The sequence below is a fragment of the Bradyrhizobium sp. LTSP849 genome, from assembly GCF_000938255.1.
In the GTDB taxonomy this organism is placed as follows: Bacteria; Pseudomonadota; Alphaproteobacteria; order Rhizobiales; family Xanthobacteraceae; genus Bradyrhizobium.
In genome coordinates this window covers 400,837-423,394 of sequence record NZ_JYMR01000023.1, presented here as the reverse complement: position 1 = coordinate 423,394, position 22,558 = coordinate 400,837, and the positions used below count along the sequence as shown (strand labels likewise).

22 protein-coding genes are annotated in these 22,558 nt (G+C 63.3%); 9 read left to right on the top strand and 13 right to left on the bottom strand.

Annotated features, from left to right (window positions below; all coding sequences use genetic code 11):
* Nucleotides 1-58: 58 nt before the first annotated feature.
* From UB31_RS17785 to UB31_RS17760, 6 genes are read right to left on the bottom strand one after another with little or no spacing between them, the layout of a single operon-like run.
* Nucleotides 59-1,375 (bottom strand): NAD(P)/FAD-dependent oxidoreductase, encoded by a 1,317-nt coding sequence (locus UB31_RS17785; RefSeq protein ID WP_045011787.1) that lies wholly within the window; start codon nt 1,373-1,375, stop codon nt 59-61.
* Between the two features lie 50 nt (nt 1,376-1,425).
* Complete coding sequence (locus UB31_RS17780) at nt 1,426-2,742, bottom strand: NAD(P)/FAD-dependent oxidoreductase (protein WP_045011786.1); 1,317 nt, start codon at nt 2,740-2,742, stop codon at nt 1,426-1,428.
* 44 nt (nt 2,743-2,786) lie between these two features.
* Nucleotides 2,787-3,533 (bottom strand): amino acid ABC transporter ATP-binding protein, encoded by a 747-nt coding sequence (locus UB31_RS17775; protein WP_045011785.1) that lies wholly within the window; start codon nt 3,531-3,533, stop codon nt 2,787-2,789.
* Entirely contained in the window at nt 3,530-4,348 is an 819-nt protein-coding gene (locus UB31_RS17770; RefSeq protein ID WP_245306008.1) for an amino acid ABC transporter permease, read from the bottom strand. The genes UB31_RS17775 and UB31_RS17770 overlap by 4 nt, the downstream gene beginning before the upstream one ends.
* Nucleotides 4,345-5,061: an amino acid ABC transporter permease gene (locus UB31_RS17765; protein WP_045011784.1), complete on the bottom strand. Its 717-nt coding sequence runs from the start codon at nt 5,059-5,061 to the stop codon at nt 4,345-4,347. Before UB31_RS17765 ends, UB31_RS17770 begins: the two co-directional genes overlap by 4 nt.
* A gap of 17 nt (nt 5,062-5,078) precedes the next feature.
* Entirely contained in the window at nt 5,079-5,906 is an 828-nt protein-coding gene (locus UB31_RS17760; protein WP_156175393.1) for a transporter substrate-binding domain-containing protein, read from the bottom strand.
* Between the two features lie 196 nt (nt 5,907-6,102).
* On the opposite strand from UB31_RS17760, the gene UB31_RS17755 reads away from it, so the two are divergent.
* Nucleotides 6,103-6,873: an IclR family transcriptional regulator gene (locus UB31_RS17755; RefSeq protein WP_045011782.1), complete on the top strand. Its 771-nt coding sequence runs from the start codon at nt 6,103-6,105 to the stop codon at nt 6,871-6,873.
* Nucleotides 6,874-6,909: 36 nt separating this feature from the next.
* Here the strand turns inward: UB31_RS17755 and UB31_RS17750 are convergent, their stop codons facing one another.
* Nucleotides 6,910-7,671 carry a GntR family transcriptional regulator gene (locus tag UB31_RS17750; RefSeq protein ID WP_045011877.1) on the bottom strand — a complete coding sequence of 254 codons (762 nt, stop codon included), beginning with the start codon at nt 7,669-7,671 and terminating at the stop codon, nt 6,910-6,912.
* 77 nt (nt 7,672-7,748) lie between these two features.
* Between UB31_RS17750 and UB31_RS17745 the strand changes: the two genes are divergently transcribed.
* The 8 genes from UB31_RS17745 to UB31_RS17710 all read left to right on the top strand — a co-directional run bounded on the left by UB31_RS17745 (nt 7,749) and on the right by UB31_RS17710 (nt 17,369).
* Nucleotides 7,749-9,065, top strand: a complete 1,317-nt coding sequence (locus tag UB31_RS17745; RefSeq protein ID WP_045011781.1) for a M20 family metallopeptidase — start codon at nt 7,749-7,751, stop codon at nt 9,063-9,065.
* Between the two features lie 18 nt (nt 9,066-9,083).
* Nucleotides 9,084-10,631, top strand: a complete 1,548-nt coding sequence (locus tag UB31_RS17740; protein WP_045011780.1) for an ABC transporter substrate-binding protein — start codon at nt 9,084-9,086, stop codon at nt 10,629-10,631.
* Between the two features lie 51 nt (nt 10,632-10,682).
* The gene (locus UB31_RS17735) at nt 10,683-11,594 is read left to right on the top strand and encodes an ABC transporter permease (protein ID WP_502691262.1); all 912 of its coding nucleotides are present in this window, start codon (nt 10,683-10,685) and stop codon (nt 11,592-11,594) included.
* Nucleotides 11,587-12,417 (top strand): ABC transporter permease, encoded by an 831-nt coding sequence (locus UB31_RS17730; protein WP_045011778.1) that lies wholly within the window; start codon nt 11,587-11,589, stop codon nt 12,415-12,417. Before UB31_RS17735 ends, UB31_RS17730 begins: the two co-directional genes overlap by 8 nt.
* On the top strand, nt 12,414-13,988 hold the full coding sequence (nikE, locus tag UB31_RS17725) for a nickel ABC transporter ATP-binding protein NikE (protein ID WP_045011777.1): 1,575 nt from the start codon (nt 12,414-12,416) through the stop codon (nt 13,986-13,988). The genes UB31_RS17730 and nikE overlap by 4 nt, the downstream gene beginning before the upstream one ends.
* A gap of 18 nt (nt 13,989-14,006) precedes the next feature.
* On the top strand, nt 14,007-15,227 hold the full coding sequence (locus UB31_RS17720) for a M20 family metallopeptidase (protein ID WP_045011776.1): 1,221 nt from the start codon (nt 14,007-14,009) through the stop codon (nt 15,225-15,227).
* A gap of 21 nt (nt 15,228-15,248) precedes the next feature.
* Entirely contained in the window at nt 15,249-16,370 is a 1,122-nt protein-coding gene (locus tag UB31_RS17715) for a M24 family metallopeptidase (protein WP_050044791.1), read from the top strand.
* Between the two features lie 138 nt (nt 16,371-16,508).
* Nucleotides 16,509-17,369: an alpha/beta hydrolase gene (locus tag UB31_RS17710; RefSeq protein WP_045011775.1), complete on the top strand. Its 861-nt coding sequence runs from the start codon at nt 16,509-16,511 to the stop codon at nt 17,367-17,369.
* A gap of 130 nt (nt 17,370-17,499) precedes the next feature.
* Here UB31_RS17710 and UB31_RS40460 read toward each other — a convergent pair whose 3' ends face one another.
* The 6 genes from UB31_RS40460 to UB31_RS17680 form a co-directional block, all read right to left on the bottom strand.
* Nucleotides 17,500-17,868, bottom strand: coding sequence for a Rieske (2Fe-2S) protein (locus UB31_RS40460; protein ID WP_082078546.1), 369 nt, complete (start codon nt 17,866-17,868; stop codon nt 17,500-17,502).
* Nucleotides 17,840-18,544 carry an ABC transporter ATP-binding protein gene (locus tag UB31_RS17700; RefSeq protein WP_045011875.1) on the bottom strand — a complete coding sequence of 235 codons (705 nt, stop codon included), beginning with the start codon at nt 18,542-18,544 and terminating at the stop codon, nt 17,840-17,842. The genes UB31_RS40460 and UB31_RS17700 overlap by 29 nt, the downstream gene beginning before the upstream one ends.
* On the bottom strand, nt 18,537-19,319 hold the full coding sequence (locus tag UB31_RS17695) for an ABC transporter ATP-binding protein (RefSeq protein WP_045011773.1): 783 nt from the start codon (nt 19,317-19,319) through the stop codon (nt 18,537-18,539). The genes UB31_RS17700 and UB31_RS17695 overlap by 8 nt, the downstream gene beginning before the upstream one ends.
* The gene (locus tag UB31_RS17690) at nt 19,319-20,365 is read right to left on the bottom strand and encodes a branched-chain amino acid ABC transporter permease (RefSeq protein WP_045011772.1); all 1,047 of its coding nucleotides are present in this window, start codon (nt 20,363-20,365) and stop codon (nt 19,319-19,321) included. The genes UB31_RS17695 and UB31_RS17690 overlap by 1 nt, the downstream gene beginning before the upstream one ends.
* A complete protein-coding gene (locus UB31_RS17685) occupies nt 20,362-21,234 on the bottom strand; it encodes a branched-chain amino acid ABC transporter permease (RefSeq protein WP_045006995.1) in 873 nt (290 codons plus the stop codon). The genes UB31_RS17690 and UB31_RS17685 overlap by 4 nt, the downstream gene beginning before the upstream one ends.
* Nucleotides 21,235-21,360: 126 nt before the next feature.
* Nucleotides 21,361-22,515 carry an ABC transporter substrate-binding protein gene (locus UB31_RS17680; protein ID WP_045011771.1) on the bottom strand — a complete coding sequence of 385 codons (1,155 nt, stop codon included), beginning with the start codon at nt 22,513-22,515 and terminating at the stop codon, nt 21,361-21,363.
* Between the last annotated feature and the right edge of the window lie 43 nt (nt 22,516-22,558).

Sequence of the window (22,558 nt, the reverse complement as noted above, 5' to 3'; positions counted from 1 at the left end):
CGGCGAATGGTCGAGACGGAAGCGCCGACTTCATCCTGTCGGGCGTGGGCATTAAAAATCAGGCGGCCTTCTTGAGGCGCTTGAAGCGCTCCATCCGGAAGGGGGCCGGATCGACGCAAGGCTTCGAACCGGTCACGAGATCGGCCATCAGGGCGCCGGCGCCGGGGCCGATACCGAAACCGTGACCTGAGAAGCCGGTCGCCAGATAGAAGCCCGGTACGGAGCCGATCGGCGCGATAACCGGAACGGCATCCGGCGTAACATCCATGAGGCCAGCCCACATTTGCAGGATCTTGGCGTCGCGGAACGCCGGGAAGGCCTCGCACAGATGGGCGACGCCGCCATGAACGAACCGCAGCGACGGATCGGGATCAAGAATACGGACCTGCTCGAAAGGTGTAACCTCGTCACTCCTCCAGCTGCGGGCCATTTTCAGCTCGCGGACGAATTGGCCGCCGATGCGAAGCGTCAGTTCGTTCCAGCTCTTGATGAGCGTCGGCGTATAGTCGCAGAACAAACGGAAACTGTCCGGCGTGATCGGGGCAATGTTCGCGTTGCGCTGGGCGACGGTGAACCCGCCATCCAAACGGCGGCGGAAGGCGAAGTTGCCTGCGCCAACGGCAAAATCCGGAACACCGTCGATCGAGGAGACGCGGGCGACGCTGCCGAGTATCTTCAGGACCGGAAGATCGATGCCCATGTTGCCGGCGAAGAGGCGCGACCAAGCCCCTCCCGCCAGAACGACGGACGAACAGCGGATCTCGCCGCGCTCGGTGACACAGCCGCTCACCCTGCCCGCCGATCGCTCGATGGAACGGACCGCGCAGTTGGTGAGGATATGCGCGCCCTTGGCGGCCGCGCCGCGCGCGATTGCTGGAGCTGCGATAAACGGTTCCGCCTTGCCGTCGCTCGGCGTATGCAAGGCGGCACGGAAATGCTTCGCAGCACCGGGAATGAGCGTCTTCAACGCCTCGCCCTTTACCAGGCGGGAATCGAGATCGAGCGCCGTGGCATGCTTCAACCACTCTTCATACGTTGCAACGTCGGCATCCGTGTCGCAGAGATAGGCGATGCCGGCCTGCCGAAAGCCGGTTTCGCCGCCGATACGCTCGTTCATGCCGCGCCAGAGCCGAAGACTTTCGATCGCGAGCGGCAACTCGGCCGGATCGCGCCCCATTTGGCGCACCCAGCCCCAGTTCCGCGACGACTGCTCTGCTCCGATCAATCCCTTTTCGCACAAGGCAACGGTGACGCCACGTTCGACCAGCGAAAGCGCGGTCGATACGCCGATGATGCCGCCGCCGATTACAACGACGTCCACACGCGCAGGCAGCTCCTGCGGCGTGACAACAAGATCAGGAATAATTCTGGACAAATTGTCCTCCTTGAAACAAGCGCGCGGAAGGCCAAGCGGGTCGCTCGGGATCAGCGTCCCGGACGATCGAGGAAATCGCGCAGGCGATACCAGCCGGCAAAGAGGGGCACGAACCACGGCTTGCCCGAATAGAAGGGCACGGCCGTGAATGTCTCGCGGTCGAAGGCCGAAGGCATGTTCTGCTCGCCGAGAATTTTGCGCGCTGTCTGGTAGCCGAGAAAGGTCATCAGCGCGACGCCGTTGCCGTTGCAACCAGCCGCGAAATCCGTGCCGTCGCGGACGCCGAGATGGGCGATCTTGTCGACGGTCATGGCCACGCGCCCGCTCCAGGCATGAGTGATCTTCACGCCCGCAAGCTGCGGCCAAATGGCCAGCATGCGCGCATAAAGCCGCTTCGCGGCCAGCTTGTCAGGCATGTCGAAGATGCCAGGGCGTGAACCGAACAGAAGCCGGGTCCCGTCAGGCGACGGCCTGGTATAGATCAAATCACGGCGCGTGTCGGACACCATGCGGGCCTGCGGAATGAGCTCGGCCAAGAGATCGGCCGGCAGCGGCACGGTGGCAATCTGATAGCTCTTGACCGGCACGATACGGCTGGCGAGGCTCGGTGTCGCATCGGCGGCGGTGTAACCGTTTGTGGTTGCGACGACGTGGGTAGCCCGAATGCTGCCTCGAGCGGTCGGCACGACCTTCTCTCCGCTCGCACCATCCTGCACGACACCTGCACGCGCATGCGAGCGCAGCATGACGCCGGCGGCGCGCGCCCGGTCGCGCAGCGCCTTGTGATACTTGCCCGGATGCAGACCGCCATATTCGTCGATCACCATGCCGCCATGATAGTAGTCCGAACCGATCGCCGATCGCTGATGCGCGCGATCGAGGAAATGCACGGTCACGCCGGTCTTTTCCGCCAGGAGCGTGCCATGCCGCTTCAGGGTTTCGTAATCGCCCGCAGCGTGGGCGCCGAAAAAGCGGCCGGTGAGCGCAAGACCCGCGTCCAGCTTCTCCGTCCTGACCAGCATCTTCAGGTAATCGAAGCTCTCGTTGCTCTCGCCGATCAGGCGCGAGAAGAGCGCGGGATCGATCCCCTTGATCGCGCCACTCACCACCAGCTTCTGGCCACTCGACACCATGCCGCCCGAACGCGTCGAGGCTCCCTCCCCGATCCGATCGCCGTCGATGACGACGACGGAACGCCCGGCGCGCGCCAGATGGGTCGCCGCATTCAGCCCGGCATAGCCCGAGCCAATGACCACGACGTCGGCTCGCTGCGGCAGCGGATCGAGATCGGTCTCCGGTTCCGCAGCCTCCCACCAGTAGGGCGTCTCCCTGAAGTCCTCAGCGTAGATGTCGTCAAAACGAGGCATGATACATTGGGCCTTGCGGCTCACCTTTCGTTGCACGTGTGCGATCAGAGAACCTGACCGAGGAATTCGCGAGTGCGCGGGTCTCGCGGATTGTCAAAGAGTTCTGCGGGAGGCGCACTCTCCACGATCAGACCATGATCGGTGAAACAAACGCGTTGCGAGACGTCCCGGGCGAACTTCATCTCATGAGTCACGAGAATGCAGGTGAGGCCTTCCTCCACCAGTTCGCGGATTGCGAAAAGCACGTCCTTCACCGTTTCCGGATCGAGCGCAGCCGTCACCTCGTCGAACAGGATCACGTCCGGCTGCATCGCGAGTGCGCGGGCGATTGCCACGCGCTGTTGCTGGCCGCCGGAAAGCTGCCCCGGATAGCTGTCCGCCTTCTCCGAGAGCCGCACCTTCTTCAGGAGCTTACGGGCTCGCTCCTCGACTTCGGCGCGATCGTGTCCGAGGACCTGGATCGGCGCCATCATGATGTTTTCCAGCGCCGTGCGATGCGGAAAAAGATTGTACTGCTGAAACACCATCGCCACCTGATGGCGTAGCGCCCGCATCTGCCTTTCGGACTTCATTTCATGCACCCGGTGCGCGCCGACGCGGACAAAGCCTTTGTCCACGGGAATCAACCCGTTGATGCAGCGTAGAATGGTGGACTTGCCCGATCCAGAGGGGCCTATAATGCAGACTGCCTCGCCCTTCTGCACGAACATCGAAATGCCCTTGAGAACAGGGACGTCACCGAAGGACTTGCGGACATTGTCGAGCTCGATCAGAGCGTCGATGCGGTTCACAGGCTCTCTCCTTTCACGGCGCGCTCCCGCCGACGCGCGATGGCCGCGATCGGATAGCAGTAGGCGATGAACAGGAAGAGGACGGTCAAATAGAAGTAGACGATCACCCGCTCGTTCTCCACGGCGAGCAAAGTGTTCAGAATCGTCAGCACGTCCTGGATACCGGTGACCGTGGCTAGTGCTGTCGCGATCATCAGCAGCGCGTAAAGATTCGTCCAGCCCGGGATCATGCGCCGCAGCGCCTGTGGCATGATCACGTGGCGATAGATCTGGCCGGTACTATAGCCGAGCGAACGTGCCGCTTCCCATTGGCCGCTGTGAATTGACTGAACGGCGCCCCGGATCACCTCGGAGAAATTCGCCGCTGTCGGCAGCGCAAGGCCAATCACGGCCTTCACGAACGGCGGGAACGGAATGGTCATGCCGAAGACGTGCATCTCAAACGGCAGGAAATAGAGCGTTGCAAAGAGCAGAACGAGCCAGGGTGAATTGCGCAGGAAATTCATCAGCAGAAAGGACGGGACCCGGATCGGTCCGAACCTGGCAAGCGTCGCAAGACCCATGATCGTACCGAGCACCGTCGCCAGTGCCATGGAGGCGATCGAGAGAATGATATTGAGGACAAAGCCGCCCGTGATCGGCCAGCCGGACGCCGAGCCGGTGAGAAGCAGAGGCAGCCGCACCAGCACGCGGCTCCAATGCGCCGAGCCGCCTGCCGCGGCATCGACCGCGATCCAGATCACCACGCCAAGGGCGATCAACAGCAGAACGGCGCGCTTCTTTCCCTCATAGGAGAGCATGGAGCCCGCGATCAATGCCCCCTCCCGTAACCCGGGAAGGCCATGAAGGCTTCGAGCCTCGCCATCGCAAATGTGAGGATGGACACCAGCACCACGTATATGAGGAGGACCAGAATCATAACCTCCAGCGTGCGAAACGTGTCATTGTAGATCTGTCCCGCGTAATACATCAGTTCCGGCACGGTGATGACGGATGCCTGCGACGTCGTCTTGAAGAGGTTGGTCAGGATGTTCGTCAGTGCCGGCAGGCAGATGCGAGTGGCGATCGGTGCCTCGATGCGCCAGAAGCGGGCCCATCGGCCGTAGCCAAGTGACCGTGCCGCATCGATGATCGACCGCGGCATGGTTTCGATGCCCGAGCGGAAGGCTTCGATCGCCAGCGCTCCGCCGAAGAGACTGAGCGAAATCGCAGCACAGGCAAAGGCGCTGAGAAGCGGAACCGATAATCCCGTCGACGGATCGGTCACCCTGAGGCCGAGGGATGAGAGGGTGAAATAGGCAAACAGCATCTGCAACAGCGGCGGCGTGTTGCGGAACACCTCTACGAACAACTCGATCAGGGCATCGAGCCAGAAAATCCGCAGCGTGAGCCCGAAAGCCCCCAGCATGCCGATGAGGATGGCGACACTCGATGAGAGCGTCGCCAGCTTCAGCGTGTTGATGACACCGGTCAGCAGCCATTGCTGGTACGCAGGATCCGCGAGCCAGGAATAATCGAGACCGAACAAGGGCCGCTCCGTGTCCGTCAGTTCTTCGCAGCCGCAGCCTTCGCCCGCGCGGCAATGTAGTCGGAGTGCGGCATGCCGAACTCGGTCTCCCACGCGATCAGCTTGCCTTCGGCCTCGGCCTTCCCGATGGCCTTGTCGACGGCTTCGCGGAATTCCGTGTCTCCCTTGCGGAGGCCGCCCGCCATCGGCTGGAATTCATAGGGGGCCACCGCGATCTTATAGCTCGCCCAATCGGGCTCCTTGAGCTTCTGCTGAAGCGTCATGTCGTCAAAGACGAAGCCGATGCAACGATTGTCTTTCAACGCCCGATAGGCTTCCGGCTGGGTCTTGAAGGCCACGAGAGTGATGCCGAACTCCTCGGTCATCTTCTTATTGTAGTAGGAGCCCTGGATGCCGCAGACTGACTTGCCCTTTAGCTCTTCCCACTTGGAGAGCGTCGCTTCCTTGGCCGCCAGCACGGACGGGCCAGCAGCGGAAACGTATTCCGTCGTGAAGTCGATGACCTTGGCGCGCTCGGCCGTGACGCCGAGCGTGGCGAAGATCGCATCGATGCGGCCGGCGGTCAGGAATTCGATGCGATTGGAGGCGACGACAGGCACCAGCTCGATCTTGTCCTCGGAGCCAAGGAGCTCCTTGGCAACGTACTTGGCAAGCGAGACCTCGAAGCCGACGACGTCGCCCTTGTCGTTCAGATAGCCGTACGGGACGTAGTCATTCTTCACGCCGACGACGAGCTTGCCGCGTGCCTTGACGTTCTCAAGCGTGCCCGCCACGACGGTGCTACCAACACAGAAGGCAGCGAGCGCAAGGGCGGAAACGCCCATTATCCTTTTGAAGCCTGTCATCCTGTCCCTCTGGAAAAATCACGGCCCCCTGCGCTGCTACCGCAACGCCGCGTCAGCCATCAGCTTTTGCAAATGCAGAAATCGGGTCGCTCAAAGAATATGCATGCTTCTCAAGCGACCTAATTTTCATCATTGGAGACACATCTTTCTCAATATACAAGTTGCCGAGAGCTCTTTTTTCATAATGTGAGATTCTATGCCGGCGTTCGTCCAATCGCCGTCCGGTGGAGCCCAGCTGCTCGACCGGGCCGTCATCCTGCTGGATCTCGTCGCCGATGGCGGCGTCGAGGGCCTATCGCTCAAGGACTTGGCGGCTCGCTCCGGGCTCAACACCGCCACCTGTCACCGCATCCTCAACACACTGGTCGGTCACAAGCTGCTTGCCCGCGACAACCAAAAACGGCGCTACAGGCTGGGTGCACGCATGGCGATCTATGGCGTCCGCGCTGCTCGTGGCCCCGGCATTATCAGCCGTTGCGAGGTTGCGCTGTCACGGCTCAGGCGCCGCACCGGCGACACGACCCACCTGATGGCCTGCTTCAACCACGATTCCGTCTGTCTCGACCGGCGCGACGGCGAATGCATCGTGCCAACGCTGACGGGATCAATCGGCGGCTTCGTGCCCCTCGGCGTAGGCCCCGGCTCGATCGCGATGCTCGCATTCCTCGATGAGGACGAGCAGGACTACATCATCCGCGCCAACCTCGGGCGCTATGTCTCCTATCGCAACCTCACCGAGGACAAGGTTCGTCAGCTGATCGCCGACACCCGCCGCCGCGGTTACGCGGTGGACGTGGGCGAACTCATTCCCGGCATTGCCGGAGTTGGCATGCCGATCATGACGCCGGGCGAAAAGCCGGGCGCCGCGCTCAGTTTCACGCTGCTCTGCGCGAAGCTCGGGCCCGGCGTACTCGAACACTACGGCGCCCTCCTGAAGGAAGAAATCGACGCGATCGTCGGTCAGTAGCAAGGGCCAGGGGCGCGTGGCACTAGTCGAAACAGATCAGCGGATCTCGTTCACGTAGTGATGATGCGCAGTCGTGGTGCGGTGCTCGCTCAGGATCGCAAGCGCACCGGCTTGATCGTACGCCTCCTCGCGGATGACCAGAACGGCGTTCGGCGAAGCAAGCGCAAGCAGACGCCGGTCCTCCTTGTCGGCCAGCTCTGCCAGGAGCTTCTCGCGGATCGCTGCAATGCGAATGCCGTAGGCGTCGAGCAGATGGAGGTAGAGCAGCGCAGGCACGCTTGCCGGCTTGTGCGGGAAATCAGGCACGCGGCGTGCAACGAGCCGTATTCGCGAATGCATCACCGGCACGCGGCCAACACGTCGGATGCGATGAAGACAGAGCAGCGGCTCACCAACGGCTTCCGTGAAGAGCATCGCCTCCTCTGCATCTGCCGGCCGCAGCACCACGGATAAGACTTCGGGCGCGGAACGCTGGAGGCTGCCGTCTTCGCCATGAAGCCGGAAATACTGGAAGAAAAAGCGCAGACTGTGCTGCGGTGCGCGGCCGGTCACCACCGTCCCGGTCTTGCGCCGGCGCACCAGCATGCCGTCGGCCGTCAGGTCCGCGAGTGCGCGGCGGATGGTGCCTACCGCAACTCCGTATCGCGCAGCAAGCGCAACTTCACCGGGAAGCACCGTGCCCGGAGACAGTTCGCCCACCAGGATAGCCTCGGCGATCTGTCGCTTGACGTGCTCGTACAACGGAACCGGCAGGCTCGATGGGTCGCTCGCCGCTGCTTTTGCCTGCTTACCGGTCACGCCTGCCTCATTCTTTGGAATTGACAGCAATCGGCTTCGCCTATTTCTTTATAGAATATAGAAATGAGCCGCCGCAAATGGTTTCTCCATCGCCAGGCCCTGGACAGGTCAGCCCGACGCTGGCCGACGGTTTCGCCGAGATCGAGCGCACAGCCGAATGTGCGATCGACGATCTTGCGCGGATGGTGGCAATCGACACGACTTTCCCGCCCGGCGCGGGATACGAAGCGTTTGCCGGCTTGATGGAGACCACTGTTGCAGCGCTTGGCCTGGATTGCCAACGCGTCGATGTCCCCGAACATTTGTGGCGCGTAGCGGGCGGCCCGGCGCAGGGGCGCAGAACCAATCTCATCGCGCGCCGCCGTTCGGACAAGCCGGTGCTCGGGCTGTATTTTCATGTCGACACCGTGCCGGCAGCGCCCGGGTGGATCTCCGATCCCTTCCAGTTGACGCGCGACGGCGATCGCCTGATCGGCCTCGGCGCTGCCGACATGAAGGGCACCGTCGCGGCCGTGCTGCTCGCGCTGCGCGCCGCTGACACGATCGGCCTGCCGCTCGGCTACGACCCGATGCTGCTGCTTTGCACCGACGAAGAAGGCGGACTCTATCCCGGCGTGCGCTATCTGGCGGAACAAGGTTTGCTCGAAGGCCACGTTCTCAACTTCAATGGAGCCGCGGCGCCGCGCATCTGGGCCGGCTGCTTTGGCCTCTTCACGCTTCTGGTGCGCGTCCACGGCAAGACAGTTCATGCAAGCGAAGCCGGGACCGCGGGCTCAAGCGCCAACGCCATCGAGGCCGCACTGCCGATCCTCAATGCGCTCGCGGCATTGAAACCGACGATCGCCGCGCGGACGTCCGCCCTGCCCGCGCCGCCGCATGCGACGCATCCGCTCGCAGCCCAGCTTGATATTTCCGCAGCCCATGGCGGCCAATGCGGCGGCCAGATTCCATCGCTCTTTGAGGTTCTCGTCTGTCGGCGCTATGCGCCGGAGGAAGACTTTCAGGCCGCGCGTACCGAAATCGAGAACGCGGTCCTTGCGGCGGCCCCTGGGGCTGCCGTCGAATTGGTTCTCACCGGCCACCTCATGCCGACATCCGATCCGACAGGCCCGCACTGGCCGCGCTGGCAGGAGGCGCTGTCGGTCGGGTTCGGATACGCACCGGACGATTTCGCCAAATGGGGTGCGACGAGCTGTTCTGATTTCGGCTGGGTGCAACAGACCGGAATGCAGGAGATCCTGCTGACTGGCCTCGGTCGGCCGGAAAGCCACATTCACGCGCCCGGCGAATTCACCACGCGTGCCGACATTGTCGCGCTGGCGAAATCGGTCCTTGCCTATCTGTCCGCCGAATTCCGTCGCGATCTCTCTCCCGAAACAATCGCCGCCCGCTAACTCAAGGAGCACGAATCCATGCTGTCCGTCAGTCGCCGACTTTTCCTTGCGGGAACCGCGATCGGCCTCGCCGGTCTGCCCAGGATCGCCTTCGCCGAAGCCCCGAAACGCGGTGGCGTGCTCCGGATGTCGGTCGACCAGGCCGCATCGGTCATCCATCCGATGCAGGCGCGCGTGAACCCGGAATATCTCGTCACCGAACTGCTCTACTCCAACCTCACCCGGCTGAAGTCGGACATGACCGTCGAGCCGGACCTCGCGATTTCCTGGGAACCCAATGCGACGCTGACCGAGTGGACTTTCAAGCTGCGCCCGGGTGTGACGTTTCATGACGGCTCACCACTGACCGCCGACGATGTCGTCGCTACCATCAACGCCATCCTCGATCCGAAGACCGCTTCTCCCGGCCGCACCAATGTCGGCCCGATCAAGGAAGTCGCCGCGGTCGATCCGCTGACCGTCAAGTTGACGCTCACAGGCGCCTATGCCGACCTGCCGGTGGCACTCACCTATCTCAACGCGCGTATCGTTCCGGCCAAGGTCATCGCCAGCGACCTCGCGAGCCTTTCGACCACCGCCAACGGTACCGGCCCATTCAAGCTGGCGTCCTACGAGCCCGATCGCCGCATCGTCGTCGAACGTAACCCGGCTTATTATGATCCGGCGCGGCCCTACCTCGACCGCATCGAGTTGCTCGTCTATCCGGACCGCACCGCCGAAGCGTCCGCCATGATCTCCGGTGAGATCGATTTGCTGCTCACGACCACGCCGGGCGAATATGAGCGCCTCGTCAAGGCCGATGGCGTCAAGGCCCTACGCACCCCATCCGGCCAATTCCTGAATATCAACCTCGGATGCGACCAGAAACCGTTCAACGACGTGCGCGTTCGCCAGGCCCTGGCATTGGCGGTTGATCGCGAGGCGACCGTGGGCTTCGTTGCGGGCGGCTATGGCACGCCGGGCAACGACACGCCGCTGAGCTCCGCCTACCACTTCTACAAGAACATTCCGCTGAAGAAGCCCGACATCGCCAAGGCGAAGAAGCTCCTGGCCGACGCGGGCTATCCCAACGGCATCGATCTGACGCTGGTCGCATCCGACAAGCCGTCAACCCGCACGCAGCTCGGCGTCGCGGTCCGCGAGATGGCGGCCGCAGCTGGCTTCCGCATCAACGTGCAGACCATGCCGCATGCCACCTATCTCGACCAGGTCTGGAAGAAAGGCAATTTCTACGTCGGCTTCTACAACATGCAGCCGACCGCCGACGCCATCTTCAACCTGCTCTACACGTCGAACGCAGCCTGGAACGAGACCCATTGGAACAACGCGGACTTCGACAAAGTCATCGATGCAGCCCGTGTCGAGGCCGATGATGCGAAGCGCACGGCACTCTACGCCAAGGCACAGGACATGATGAACGCCGAGGTGCCCTCGGTGATTTCGGCATTCTTCGACCTGCTCGCGGCACAGCGCTCCTACGTCGACGGCTACGTGCTGCACCCACGCGGATCGGTATTCCGCCTCGACATGGTCTCGCTCGGCGCCGGCGCGCCGAAGCGCGCCTGACGCCGGAGACGCTCGGTGACGCCGGCCTGGTTTGCGCGTCGTTTGATGCTGATGGTCTACACCGTCATCGTGGTCTCGATGCTGGTGTTCACCATCACGCAGATTCTGCCGGCCGACGCTGCCCAATCGCTGCTCGGGGAAAATGCGACGCCCGAAATGCTGGCCGCGCTCAGGGCAAAGCTCGGGCTCGGCGATCCGGCCTGGCTGCAATATGCGCACTGGGCCCGCCACGTCTTCACCGGCGATTTCGGCATCTCGATGCGCACGAGCCTGCCGGTCGGCCCGGAAATGCTGACGGCGCTGTCGCGTTCGCTGCTGCTTGCCGTGTCGGCCATCCTGGTCACGCTGGCCGTTGCCGTGCCGCTGGGCGTGTTAGCGGCGCTGCGGCAAGGCAAGCTCACCGACACGGGCGTCAGCCTCATTGCCTATCTCGGGGTCTCGCTGCCGGAGTTCGTCACCGCGACGCTGCTTGCCCTTCTGCTGGCCGATACGTTGCATTGGCTGCCGGCGACCGGCTACGTCTCCCCACTGGAGGATTTCGGCGACAGCATCCGTCATCTGGCGCTGCCTGTGCTCACCGTCTCGGTGATCCTCGTCGCGCACGTCATGCGCATGATGCGCTCCGAGACGCTCGACGTGCTGAAATCGGACTATATCCGCGCCGCGCGCTTGAGGGGCTTGCCGGAACGCACCGTGCTGTTTCGCCACGCCCTGCGCAATGCGCTGTTGCCGGTCGTCACCATCATCGCGCTCGACGTCGGCTACCTGCTCGGCGGCATCATCGTGATCGAGGAGATATTCGCCATTCCCGGCATCGGGCGGGCGCTGATGGTCGCCATCACCACGCGCGACCTGCCATCGATCCAAGCGGGCGCGTTGATCATGGCTGCGACCTATGCCGTCACCAATACGTTCGCCGACATGGCCTATGCGTTTCTCGACCGGCGGATCCGCTATGACTGAGCTGTTCATCCGCCTGATGCGAAGACCACAGGGTTTTATCGGCGTCCTCCTCCTGGCGTTGATCGCGGCCGCCTGCCTGTTCGGGTCCGCATTGGCGCCCTATGCGCCGGAGAAGATCGATTTTCTCGGCCGGTTTCGCGCACCCGGCTGGCAGAACTGGCTTGGCGCTGATCAATTCGGCCGCGACATCCTGAGCCGTCTGATGGTCGGCGCGCGTTCGACCGTGCCGCTCGCTTTCATCGCCACCTTCGTCGGCAGCGCAGCCGGAGCGATCATCGGCGTTGGCTCTGCCTATCTCGGCGGACGAACCGACGAGGCCATCATGCGCACCAACGATGCCGTGATGGCAATCCCAGGCCTTCTGATGGCCCTGTTGCTGGTCTCAACGCTCGGCAACGGCGCGGGCAATGCCGTCATTGCCATCGCTGTGGCCTTTGCGCCGGGCATGGCGCGGGTGACCCGCTCGGCCGCGCTCAACGTACGCAATCAGGACTATGTCAAGGCCGCCATCGCGCGTGGCGAGGGAGCGCACTGGATCATCTTTCGCGAGATGTTGCCGAACGTCATGGCGCCGATCGTGATCGAATCCACCATCCGCGTGTCCTTCGCCGTCATGCTGTTCGCAACGCTGAGCTTTCTCGGCGTCGGCGCCCAACCGCCCGCATCCGAATGGGGGCTCATGGTGGCGGACGCGCGCCAGTACATGCATCAGGCGCCCTGGGGATTGATCGCGCCCTCCGCCGCGATCGCGCTCACTGCCATTGCCTTCAACCTGGTCGGCGACGGTCTTCGCGACGCCCTCAATCCGAAGGACGAGCGGTGATCCCAGCGCTCGCCATCAAGAACTACACGCTCGATTATGTGACTGCCGCTGGACCGGTGCGCGTACTGCACGACATCTCACTCCAGATCGCGCCGGGCGAGGTGCTGGGCCTCGTCGGAGAATCCGGGTCGGGCAAGAGCTCGCTTGCCTGGGCACTGATGCGCCATCTACCCGACAACGCTAGCGAAGTCGCAGGCTCGCTGCAGCTCGGCGATATCGATCTTCAGCGCCTGAGCCCGCGCGCGCTGACCGAGATCCGAGGACGCCGTCTCGGGATGGTGTTTCAGGATCCTTCGACATCGCTCAATCCCACCCTCACCATCGGAACGCAAATCACGGAAGCGTTGATACGGCATCGCGGCCTGAAGCGGCGCGATGCCAGTTCGCTCGCCATCGAGCTGCTCGGTCACGTCGATCTCAACAATCCGGCTGCGATCATGCGACGCTATCCGCATGAAATCTCCGGCGGGGAAAAGCAACGCGTCGTCATTGCCACTGCCTTTGGTTGCCAGCCCGACGTCATCCTCTTCGACGAGCCGACCACCGCACTCGACGTCATCACCGGCGCGCGCATCCTCGAACTGTTCGCGCGACTACGCCGGGAGACGGGCGTTGCCGCGCTCTATATTTCCCACGATCTTGCACTTGTGACGCGCGTCGCCGACCGTGTCGCGGTTCTGGAGCGCGGCCGCCTGGTCGAGCAGGCGCCGGCGGCCGACATCTTCCGCGCGCCGCGCCATGCCAACACGCGCGTACTCGTGGACGCCGTGCCCAGGCCGGAACGCCGCCTTGTCCATGATATGCCGCGTGACCAGGTCCTTCTCGCCGCCTCCGACATCGAAGTCCAATATGGCAGCGGCGGGCTGTTCCGCGACGCGCCGCCGCCGGCCACAAAAAAGATCGGGTTCGAGGTTCGCGGCGGCGAGATTCTCGGTCTCGTCGGCGAATCCGGCTCCGGCAAGTCTTCGATGGCGCGCGCCCTGACCGGGCTTGCACGCTTCTCAGGCAAGATCTCCTTCGAGGCGCACGAGATCCACGGCTTGCGCGACATGAACGCCGCTTACCGCCGCGACGTGCAGATCATTTTCCAGCATCCGGATTCGTCGCTCAATCCGCGTCACAGGATCGACGAGATCCTGTCGCGTCCTCTCAAGCTCTACGGCGGCGATCTTGCGGATATTCCCCGCCTGCTCGACCAGGTGCGCCTGCCTGCATCCTACGCCAATCGCTGGCCACATCAGCTTTCGGGCGGCGAGAAGCAGCGCATTGCCATCGCGCGTGCCTTCGCTGCGCGGCCGAAACTCGTGATCTGCGACGAGATCACCGCGCCGCTGGATGTCTCCGTGCAGGCCCAGATCATCGAATTGCTTCTGTCGCTGCGGGAGGCGACCGGAGCCGCCTTTCTCTTCATCACCCACGATCTCAATCTCATCCGTCAGATCGCTCACCGCATCGCGGTGATGCGCCGGGGTGAAGTGGTCGACCTGTTACCCTTCGAAGATTTCGATGCAGACCACGTTCATCCCTACACGCGCGAACTGATGGCTGCTTCTCCCGTGCCGGTCGGCTGACGACAAGGATTTCCTTCCATGGATCACAACGCCAAAGCGCTTCTCGCACGCATCGACGTGCCCGCCGCCCTCGATCTCCTGTCACGCATGGTGCAGCACAAGAGTTACTCCAAATCGGACGGCGAGAAACAGCTCGCAGCCTTCATGGCTGGCCGCATGCGCGAGCTCGGCCTCGAGACCGAGCTCTCGCCCTTCGGCAATGAGGGCCGGGTCAACGCCGTCGGCCGCTGGAAGGGCAGCGGCGGCGGCAAGAGCCTGATGTTCAACGGTCATCTCGATACCAACCCGGTGACCGAGGGCTGGACCGTCGATCCCTGGGTCGGAAAGGTCGACGACGCCTTCATCTACGGCATCGGCGTTTCCAATATGAAGGCCGGCGATGCCGCCTATTTCTGCGCGGTCAAGACGCTGATCGACGCCGGCGTCAAACTCAGCGGCGACGTCATCCTCACCTTTGTGGTTGGCGAGCTGCAAGGCGGCGTCGGCACCTACTCGCTGGTCGAGCAGGGACTTCGCGCCGACTATTTCATCAACTCCGAGCCGACCGATCTGAAGGCCATGACGATGCACGCCGCGGCGTTCATGTTCATCATCGAGCTGACCGGCAATACCCGTCATCTGTCCAAGCGCGAAGAAGCGGTCGACGCGATCACAGCAGCGTGCGACCTCATTCCGCGCCTCAATGCGATGAAATTCTCGGGCGCCCTCTCGCCGGAACACGAGCGGATCAATCGCGTCCATGTCGGCGTCGTCCACGGCGCGCTCGGCCGCGAGCTGCACGAATGGCGCACGCCCCAGGTCGCCGATTTCGTGCGGATCAAGGGCTCGGGCCGCTATGCGCCGGGCCAGACCGAGGCCGGCGCGATGGCCGACATGCGTCGCGAGCTCGATGCGCTCGAAGCACGGTTTCCCGGCCTCAAGGCCGAGATCATGTCGGAAGACCGCTCCGGCGTTCCGACCATGCCGCCGTTCGAAGTGACACGCACGAGCCCGATCGTCGAGGCCGTTAACCGCGCCTATCGCGCAGTGCGCGGAGAAGAGCAGCCGACGGGCGCCGTTGCCCCGAGTTGCTTCTACGGGACCGATGCTGGTCATCTGCACTATTTCGGCGGAATGGAAGGCATCGTCTGCGGCCCCGGCGGCCGCTACAACACGATGCCCGACGAGCGAGTCGATATCGTCGACTTCATCGACATGATCCGCATCTACATGCTGGCCATTCTGGATATCTGTGCCTGAGAATGCCGAGGGTGAATTCCGATGTTGTTTCCGATCGACGAATATGAAGCGCGCGTTGCGCAGGTGCGCCAACAGATGGCTGCGCGCGGACTCGATGTTCTGATCGTCGACCAGAGCGAATTCCTCGTCTACCTCACCGGCTTCTCGATATCGGAGAACATGTACCGGGCATGCCTCCTGCCGCGCGACGGCGAACCGATCATGATCCTGCGTGCTGTCGACCTTGGCCCGTTCGCCGAGAGCTCTTGGCTTTCACGCTCCGTCGCCTTCGCCGACTGGGAAGACCCGATCCAGGTGCTCGCCGACACGATCGCCCGGCTAGGCTGCGCTCGAGGACGGGTCGGCCTCGATGAAGACTCCTATTGCATGCCGCTCCGCCGCTTCAAGCAGCTCGCAGCCCGATTGCCGAGCGCAAGCTTCGTGGACTTCTCCGGCGTCATGGCGACGCTGCGCACCAGGAAAAGCGCAAGAGAGATCGCCGTACTCAGGCGCGCCAGCGAGATCGGTGATCTCGGTATCGCAGCCGCCCTCAAGGCTGCCGGCGCCGGCAAGTCGGCCCGCGACGCGGCGGCGGCGGTCTATCAAGTGTTCATGCAAGAGGGCGCAGATGCCGCACGCGCGGGCGTCATTACGGCAGGCGTCGGCAACGCGTTCCTGCATGGCGGGCTGACCAAGCAGCCGCTGGCCGAGGGCGATATCCTGCATATGGAGCTGTTGCCCTATATCGACGGCTATAGCGCCCGGCTGATGCGCTCGGCGGTGATCGGCGAAATCAAGCCTCACCGTTCGCATCTCGCCCGGCGGCTGATCGAGATCCAGGACCGGCAATTCGAGGCGATCAGGCCTGGTGCCAACGCCGCCGACGTCGATGCTCTGGCGCGAAAGGCTATGCTCGCCGACGGCCTGCGGCCCGACTACCCCAACATCACCGGCTATTCGCTCGGCTGCTATCCGCTCCATACCCCGCGCACCAGCGACTTCTCGCACATCTTCCTGCCCACGGCCCATTGGACGCTGGAAGAAGGCATGGTGTTCCACATGTACGTCTCCGCCGACGGCATCGCGATCAGCGAGACGGTGCTGGTGACCGCAACGGGGCATGAGTGCCTGACACGCTCCCCGCGGCAAGTGTTTCAGGTCTGAGCAACGCACGACCGGGATACGGGCCATTCAGGCGTGGCACTTTTCTTGATCTCCATCTCGGTCCATATTTGGCGCGAATGGTCCAACGCCTCAATCGAGCCGACGGATCAAGCCGCCGCGTGACGGCACGGAGACTCCATGGTTGACGACCCCCGCCCGACACAACGGCCCCTCGATCCCCGTACAAACTGGTCCGCGCTTTCCCAGGCCGAACGCGACGCCGCCTATGACAACAACACGGCGGTCAAGAACAGCGCGGCCCTGATCGCCGAACGGAACGAAGCTTCAGGGCGGCTGCGGGGCACGCTGAAATCCCATCTCGATCTGCCTTACGGCGAGCGGGCGAACAACAAGATCGACCTCTATCCGGCCGCGAAGCCCGATGCGCCCTGCCTGGTCTTCCTGCATGGCGGTTATTGGCAGCGCAATTCGCGCGAGCTGTTCGCCATGCTCGTCGAAGGCGTCGCCGCGCATGGCTGGTCGGTCGCCATTCCCGGCTATTCGCTCGCGCCCGAGTTTTCCCTGACCGACATCGTTGCCGAAATCCCGCGTACGCTCGACTGGCTCGCCGCGCACGGCGCATCCTACGGAATCTCCGGACCGGTCGTGCTGTCGGGCTGGTCCGCGGGCGCCCACCTCGTGGCAATGGCGCTGGACCATCCGCGCGTCCATGCCGGATTGGCGATGTCCGGCGTCTACGATCTCGCGCCGATCCGCGATACCGGACTGAACAACGCGCTGAAGCTGACGGACGAGGAGATTGCGAAGCTTTCGCCGCTGCGCCTGCCGGTGACGCAGAAGCGGCTCGATATCGCCTATGGCAGCAGTGAGCTTCCGGCACTCGTGCTGGATTCAATCAACTTCCATGAGAAGCGCGCGGCCACGCATGCGCCCGGCAAGCTCATCCCGATCGAAGGCGCGGACCATTTCACCATTCTCGAGGCGCTCCGTCGTCCTGATGGTATTCTGGTGGACGCTGCCCGCCGACTACTGGATTAGAAAACGCGAAAACAACCCCATGCACAGTAGGAATGCCCTTGTTTCCAAAGGCAAATCCACGTCGTTTCTGAAGGCAAATCTGCACCACGGATAGCTTTGACTCGTCGGGCAAAACAGGGGCATGATGCCATCATCGCGCCGACTGTCCCCCCGCATCAATCAAGACCTGCTCTCCCGTGACCCGCACCGGATAGAGCCGGAGCGGTGGGCTCGGCCAGCCCGCCGTGATCGCCCCGTCGCGCAAATCGAACGATGCCGCATGGCGTGGGCAGAACAATCGTCCTGCCGCAACGTGTCCAAGCCCGAGATCGGCCTGTTCGTGAGGACAGGCGCGTTCGCACGCGACGACATCGCCCTCGTTCCAGATCAAGAGCATGTCGAGCCCGGCGACACGAACGATCGTCTCTGCCTTCAGCCGGCTGAGGTCGCAGACTGGAATCCATCCCGGCTCGTCTGAACGAACACCGGCATCATCCACCGAGATAGGCCTTCCGCACATGCGCGTTCTCGATCAGCTCAGTGCCGGCCCCGGACAGCACGATGCGGCCGTTCTCGAGCAGATAGGCATGGTCGCACATCTCGAGCGCGGCAAACGCATTCTGCTCGACCAGCAGCACCGTGGTGCCGGCATCGCGAATGCTGCGGATGATCGCAAAGGTCCGCTCGACGATGTTGGGGGCAAGCCCGAGCGACGGCTCGTCGAACATGATCAGCCGCGGCCGCGACATCAGCGCCCGTCCGATCGCGAGCATCTGCTGCTCGCCTCCGGACAGCGTGCCCGCCGCCTGCCGGCGCCGCTCGGCGAGCCGCGGAAATTCCACATAGATGCGATCGCGATCGGACGCGATCTCGCCTGAACCACGACGGAGATAAGCCCCCATGTCGAGATTTTCTTCCACGCTCATGTGCGGAAACACCCGCCGCCCTTCCGGACAATGCGCAATTCCGCTGGCCAGCACCCGCGGCGGCTTGGCCCCGGTGATGTCGATGCCCTCGAACCGCATCTGGCCCGAGCGCGGCGGCGCCAGTCCCGAGATCGCGCGCAGCGTCGTGCTCTTGCCGGCGCCATTGGCGCCGATCAGCGCGACCAGTTGCCCGGCCTTCACGTCGAGCGAAATGCCGCGCAGCGCGGTGACGCCGCCATAGCCGCACACCATGTCGCGAATCTCAAGCACGCGCCGCTCCATGTCCGAGATAGGCCTCGATCACGGCCGGATCGTTGCGGATCACATCCGGGCTCCCCTCGGCGATGATGCGGCCGTAATTGAGCACCACGATGCGATCAGAGACGGTCATCACCATCGGCATGTCATGCTCGACCAGCAGGATCGTGATGCCGCGGCTGCGGATGTCGCGAATGAGTTCAACGAACCGGTGGGTTTCGGAGGCATTCATGCCCGAGACGGGTTCGTCGAGCAGCAGCATCGATGGCTCCGCTGCGAGCGCCAGCGCGACGCCGACCAGCCGTTGCTCGCCATAGGAGAGCGACCCGGCTGCATCGTGGGCACGGCGTTCGAGACCGACCCATTCGATCAGCTCGCTCGCGCGTTGCCGCAACTTGCGCTCCGAAGCGCGCGCGCCCGGCAACCCCAGGATCGCGTCAAGCAGCCGCACCCTGCCCTGGCGATGCAGCCCGATCAGGAGATTGTCGTAGACGGTGTCGTTGGGAAACACGCTGGTGCGCTGAAACGTCCGGATCAGGCCGAGATCCGCGATCTGATGCGGCTTCAATCCGTTGAGCGCGGTGTCGCGATAGGTGACACGCCCTGCGCTCGGCTCCAGGAAACCGGTCATGACATTGAAGGCGGTGGTCTTGCCGGCGCCGTTCGGCCCGATCAGGCTGACGATCTCGCCCTCTCCGACGGTGAAGCTCATGTCGGAGATCGCGACGAGCCCGCCGAAGCGGACCGCGACCTGCTCGATCGTCATGGCAACGCTGCGCGCCGTCATCACGCCTGCTCCTTGGCGGCTGTCTCGGCGAGGGCCACCGGCGCCAGCGCCGCCGTCCCGCTCCGTCTCCGCACCAATCGCTGCGCGAGCGACGGCACGATGCCGCGCGGCAGCACGAACAGAATGGCCATCAGCACACCGCCATAGGCAATCCACTGCGCTTCCGGCGCCATGATCGGACGCAGCGCGACCGGCAGCAGACCGAAGATCAGGCCGCCGACGACGGGGCCTGCGAGCGAGCCCTTGCCGCCGCTGATGACCATGATCACCATGGTGACGGTGTTGATGAAGGCAAACACCTCCGGATCGATGATCCGGATATAGTGCGCGTAGAGACTGCCGGCCGCGCCTGCGATCGCAGCCGAGATCACCGCCGCCAGCGTCAGCGTCTTCGTCACGTCGATGCCAACGGAGACCGCCAGCGTCTCGTTCTCCATCAACCCGCGCATTGCACGGCCGAAATGCGAATGAACGAGGCGTGCGATCAGGAGATAGGCAACGAGAGCCACCACCAGCACGAGATAATAGTTCTGTAGCTTGGTCCGCAATGTCAGCTCGCCGAAGCCGGACAAAGGCAGCACGATGGAGGGAATGTTGGTCAGCGCCAGCGGTCCCTGCGTCAGCTCGACCCAATTCAACGCGACCAGCCGGACGACCTCGGCAAAGGAGATCGTGACAATGACGAAATAGGCGCCGCGAACCCGGAACGAGAGCAGTCCGACAAAATAGCCGCACAGTCCTGCAATCAGGATTGCAAACACAAGTCCCACGATCGGCGGCCAGGGCTCGTGGACCAGGCGCACGCCGCCGGGCAGGCCGATGTCGAAGCCGAGCGATGTCAGCGCGCTGACATAGGCCCCGATGCCGAAGAAGGCGATGTGACCGAGGCTGAGCTGCCCGGTGAAGCCGAGCAGCAGATTGAGGCTCATCGCGCCGATGATGAAGATTCCGGTCGTGATCAGCGCGTTCAGAAGGTAGGGATCGCGCAGCCAGAGCGGCACCGAGGCAAGGGCTGCGACGGCGAGAATGGTGACGACTATCCTCATCCGACGCGCTCCGCGCGCGCGAACAAGCCGGTCGGTTTGAAGATGAGGACCGCGATGATGATCAGGAAGCCCATCGCGTCACGATAGCCGGACGAGACGTAGCCGGCACCAAGCTCCTCCGCCAACGCCAGGATGAAGCCACCGATCACCGCGCCGGTGATGTTGCCGAGGCCCCCCAGAATGACGATTGCGAACGCCTTGACGGCGGCAAGGTCGCCCATCTGCGGGAAGATCACGTAAACCGGACCGAGCAGAGCCCCCGCCGCGGCGGCAAGGCTGGACCCGATTGCGAAAGTCGAGGTGTAGATCATGTCGACATTGACGCCCATCAGCGACGCCGTGTCGTGGTCCTGGAACGTCGCCCGCATCGCGCGGCCGAGGCTCGTCTTGTTGATCAGGAGGTACGTCACCACGATCAACAATGCCGCGGCGGCGAGCACGAACAAGCGGAGCCAGGACACGGACACCGGCCCCAGCACGAGCGGCGACTCCGGAAACGGCGTTGTCACCGATTTCGCGACGCCGCCCCAGATCCACAGCGTGCCCGACTGCATGGCGATCCAGGCGCCGATCATCACCAGCATCGTGGTGTCGATGTCGGAACCGCGCAGCGGCCGCAGCAATGTCAGCTCGATGGCCGCGCCCAACAGCCATCCGGCCAGCACCGCGACGGGCAGTGCAAGGAAGAAGTTCAGCCCGAGCTGTTGCACGACGATGAACATGACGTAGGCGCCGAACGTATACAGCACGCCGTGCGTGAAGTTCACGACGTTCATGATGCCGAAGATCAGCGTGAGCCCGATGCCGAGCAGCGCATAGGTGCCGCCGAGCACAAGCATGTTGACCAGATGCTGAAGAAATTCGCTCAAGGCTGTTCCCGAATGAGCCGCATATGAGCGAGGGCCGCGATGTGCCGCCCTCGCCCATGATCGCCGAGGTTATTGTTTGAGCATGATCTTTTCGGAAAACCGCTTCACACTTTTCCGGATCATGCTCTAGAGCGTCTTCATCTCGACCTTGCCGTCGTTGATCTCGATCAGATACACGTTCGGCTGGCTCTGCCCGCTCTCCTTGCCTTCCGGACCGGATTTGCGGAACACGATGTCGCCGTTGAGCCCCTTGATATTGATGTCCCAGAACGCCGCCTTGATCGCAGCCGGCTCGGCCTTGCCGGCCTTCTCGATCGCGGCCGCCACAGTGCGGATACCGTCATAGCCGCGAAAACTCTCGGTGCAACCGGCGAACTCGAAGCCGCGCTTCTTCCATTCCGAGATGAAATAGTTGGTTGCTTCCGGATTCGGCGTCTTGTCGGGGAACCAGGGCAGGAAGGTGGTCAGATGCATGGTGCCGTTGGCGGCTGCTCCCGCCTGGGCGATGATCTGGTCCGGGTTCTGCGAGCCGCCGGTGGTGATGATGCGCTTCTTCAGGCCCAACGCGGCGGCCTGCTTGAAGATCAGCGTCAGCTGGTCGACCGCGGTCGTGACGATGACCGTCTCGGAATCCGAGCTCTTGATCTTGGAAAGCTGAGCGCTCATGTCCTGCGCGCCCTGATCCATGGTTTCGACAAGGCCGATGCTGATGCCCTTGTCCTTCATCATCTTGCTGAAGTCCTCGGCGGTGCCGCGGCCCCAGTCATTGTTGATGACGAGGAAGTCGACCTTCTTCAAGGCGAGCTTGTCGACGATGCCCTTGAACGCAGCCGCCTCGACCGCCGAGGGCGGCGAGATGCGGAAGATGAAGGGATTGCCGGTGGTCGTGATCTTGCCCGAGGACGAGGTCTCCACCACCATCGCCGTCTCATATTCGATCAGCTTCGGCATCACGGCGAGCGTCAGGCTCGAGCCCCAGGCGCCCATCAGGACCGGCACCTTGTCGCTGGTAATGAGCTTCTCCGCCACGGCCGCCGCTTCGGTCGGGTTGCTCTTGTTGTCCTCGATCACGAGCTCGATCTTCTTGCCCAAAATGCCGCCCTTGGCATTGATCTCGTCGGCGGCGATCTTGGCGCCGTTGACGACATAGGTGCCGGACGCCGCGAACGCGCCGGTGAGCGGTTCGTTGACGCCGATCTTGATGGTCTGCGCCTGCGCGGCGCCACCGAACAAGGCCGTCGCCAGCGCGATTGTCCGAACCAGTCCGAGTGCTCGTGTCATGTTGTCTCTCCAAATCCCACGCTGTTGATCTCTATGGCAGTCC

Coding starts and splice junctions, on each gene's coding strand:
- UB31_RS17760 (WP_156175393.1), bottom strand. CDS start 5,906: ATGACAGGCTTCAAAAGGATAATGGGCGTTTCCGCCCTTGCGCTCGCT.
- UB31_RS17745 (WP_045011781.1), top strand. CDS start 7,749: ATGGTTTCTCCATCGCCAGGCCCTGGACAGGTCAGCCCGACGCTGGCC.
- UB31_RS17710 (WP_045011775.1), top strand. CDS start 16,509: ATGGTTGACGACCCCCGCCCGACACAACGGCCCCTCGATCCCCGTACA.
- UB31_RS17690 (WP_045011772.1), bottom strand. CDS start 20,365: ATGAGGATAGTCGTCACCATTCTCGCCGTCGCAGCCCTTGCCTCGGTG.
- UB31_RS17715 (WP_050044791.1), top strand. CDS start 15,249: ATGTTGTTTCCGATCGACGAATATGAAGCGCGCGTTGCGCAGGTGCGC.
- UB31_RS17680 (WP_045011771.1), bottom strand. CDS start 22,515: ATGACACGAGCACTCGGACTGGTTCGGACAATCGCGCTGGCGACGGCC.
- UB31_RS17740 (WP_045011780.1), top strand. CDS start 9,084: ATGCTGTCCGTCAGTCGCCGACTTTTCCTTGCGGGAACCGCGATCGGC.
- UB31_RS40460 (WP_082078546.1), bottom strand. CDS start 17,868: ATGTGCGGAAGGCCTATCTCGGTGGATGATGCCGGTGTTCGTTCAGAC.
- UB31_RS17720 (WP_045011776.1), top strand. CDS start 14,007: ATGGATCACAACGCCAAAGCGCTTCTCGCACGCATCGACGTGCCCGCC.
- UB31_RS17730 (WP_045011778.1), top strand. CDS start 11,587: ATGACTGAGCTGTTCATCCGCCTGATGCGAAGACCACAGGGTTTTATC.
- UB31_RS17755 (WP_045011782.1), top strand. CDS start 6,103: ATGCCGGCGTTCGTCCAATCGCCGTCCGGTGGAGCCCAGCTGCTCGAC.
- UB31_RS17695 (WP_045011773.1), bottom strand. CDS start 19,319: ATGACGGCGCGCAGCGTTGCCATGACGATCGAGCAGGTCGCGGTCCGC.
- UB31_RS17780 (WP_045011786.1), bottom strand. CDS start 2,742: ATGCCTCGTTTTGACGACATCTACGCTGAGGACTTCAGGGAGACGCCC.
- UB31_RS17735 (WP_502691262.1), top strand. CDS start 10,683: ATGGTCTACACCGTCATCGTGGTCTCGATGCTGGTGTTCACCATCACG.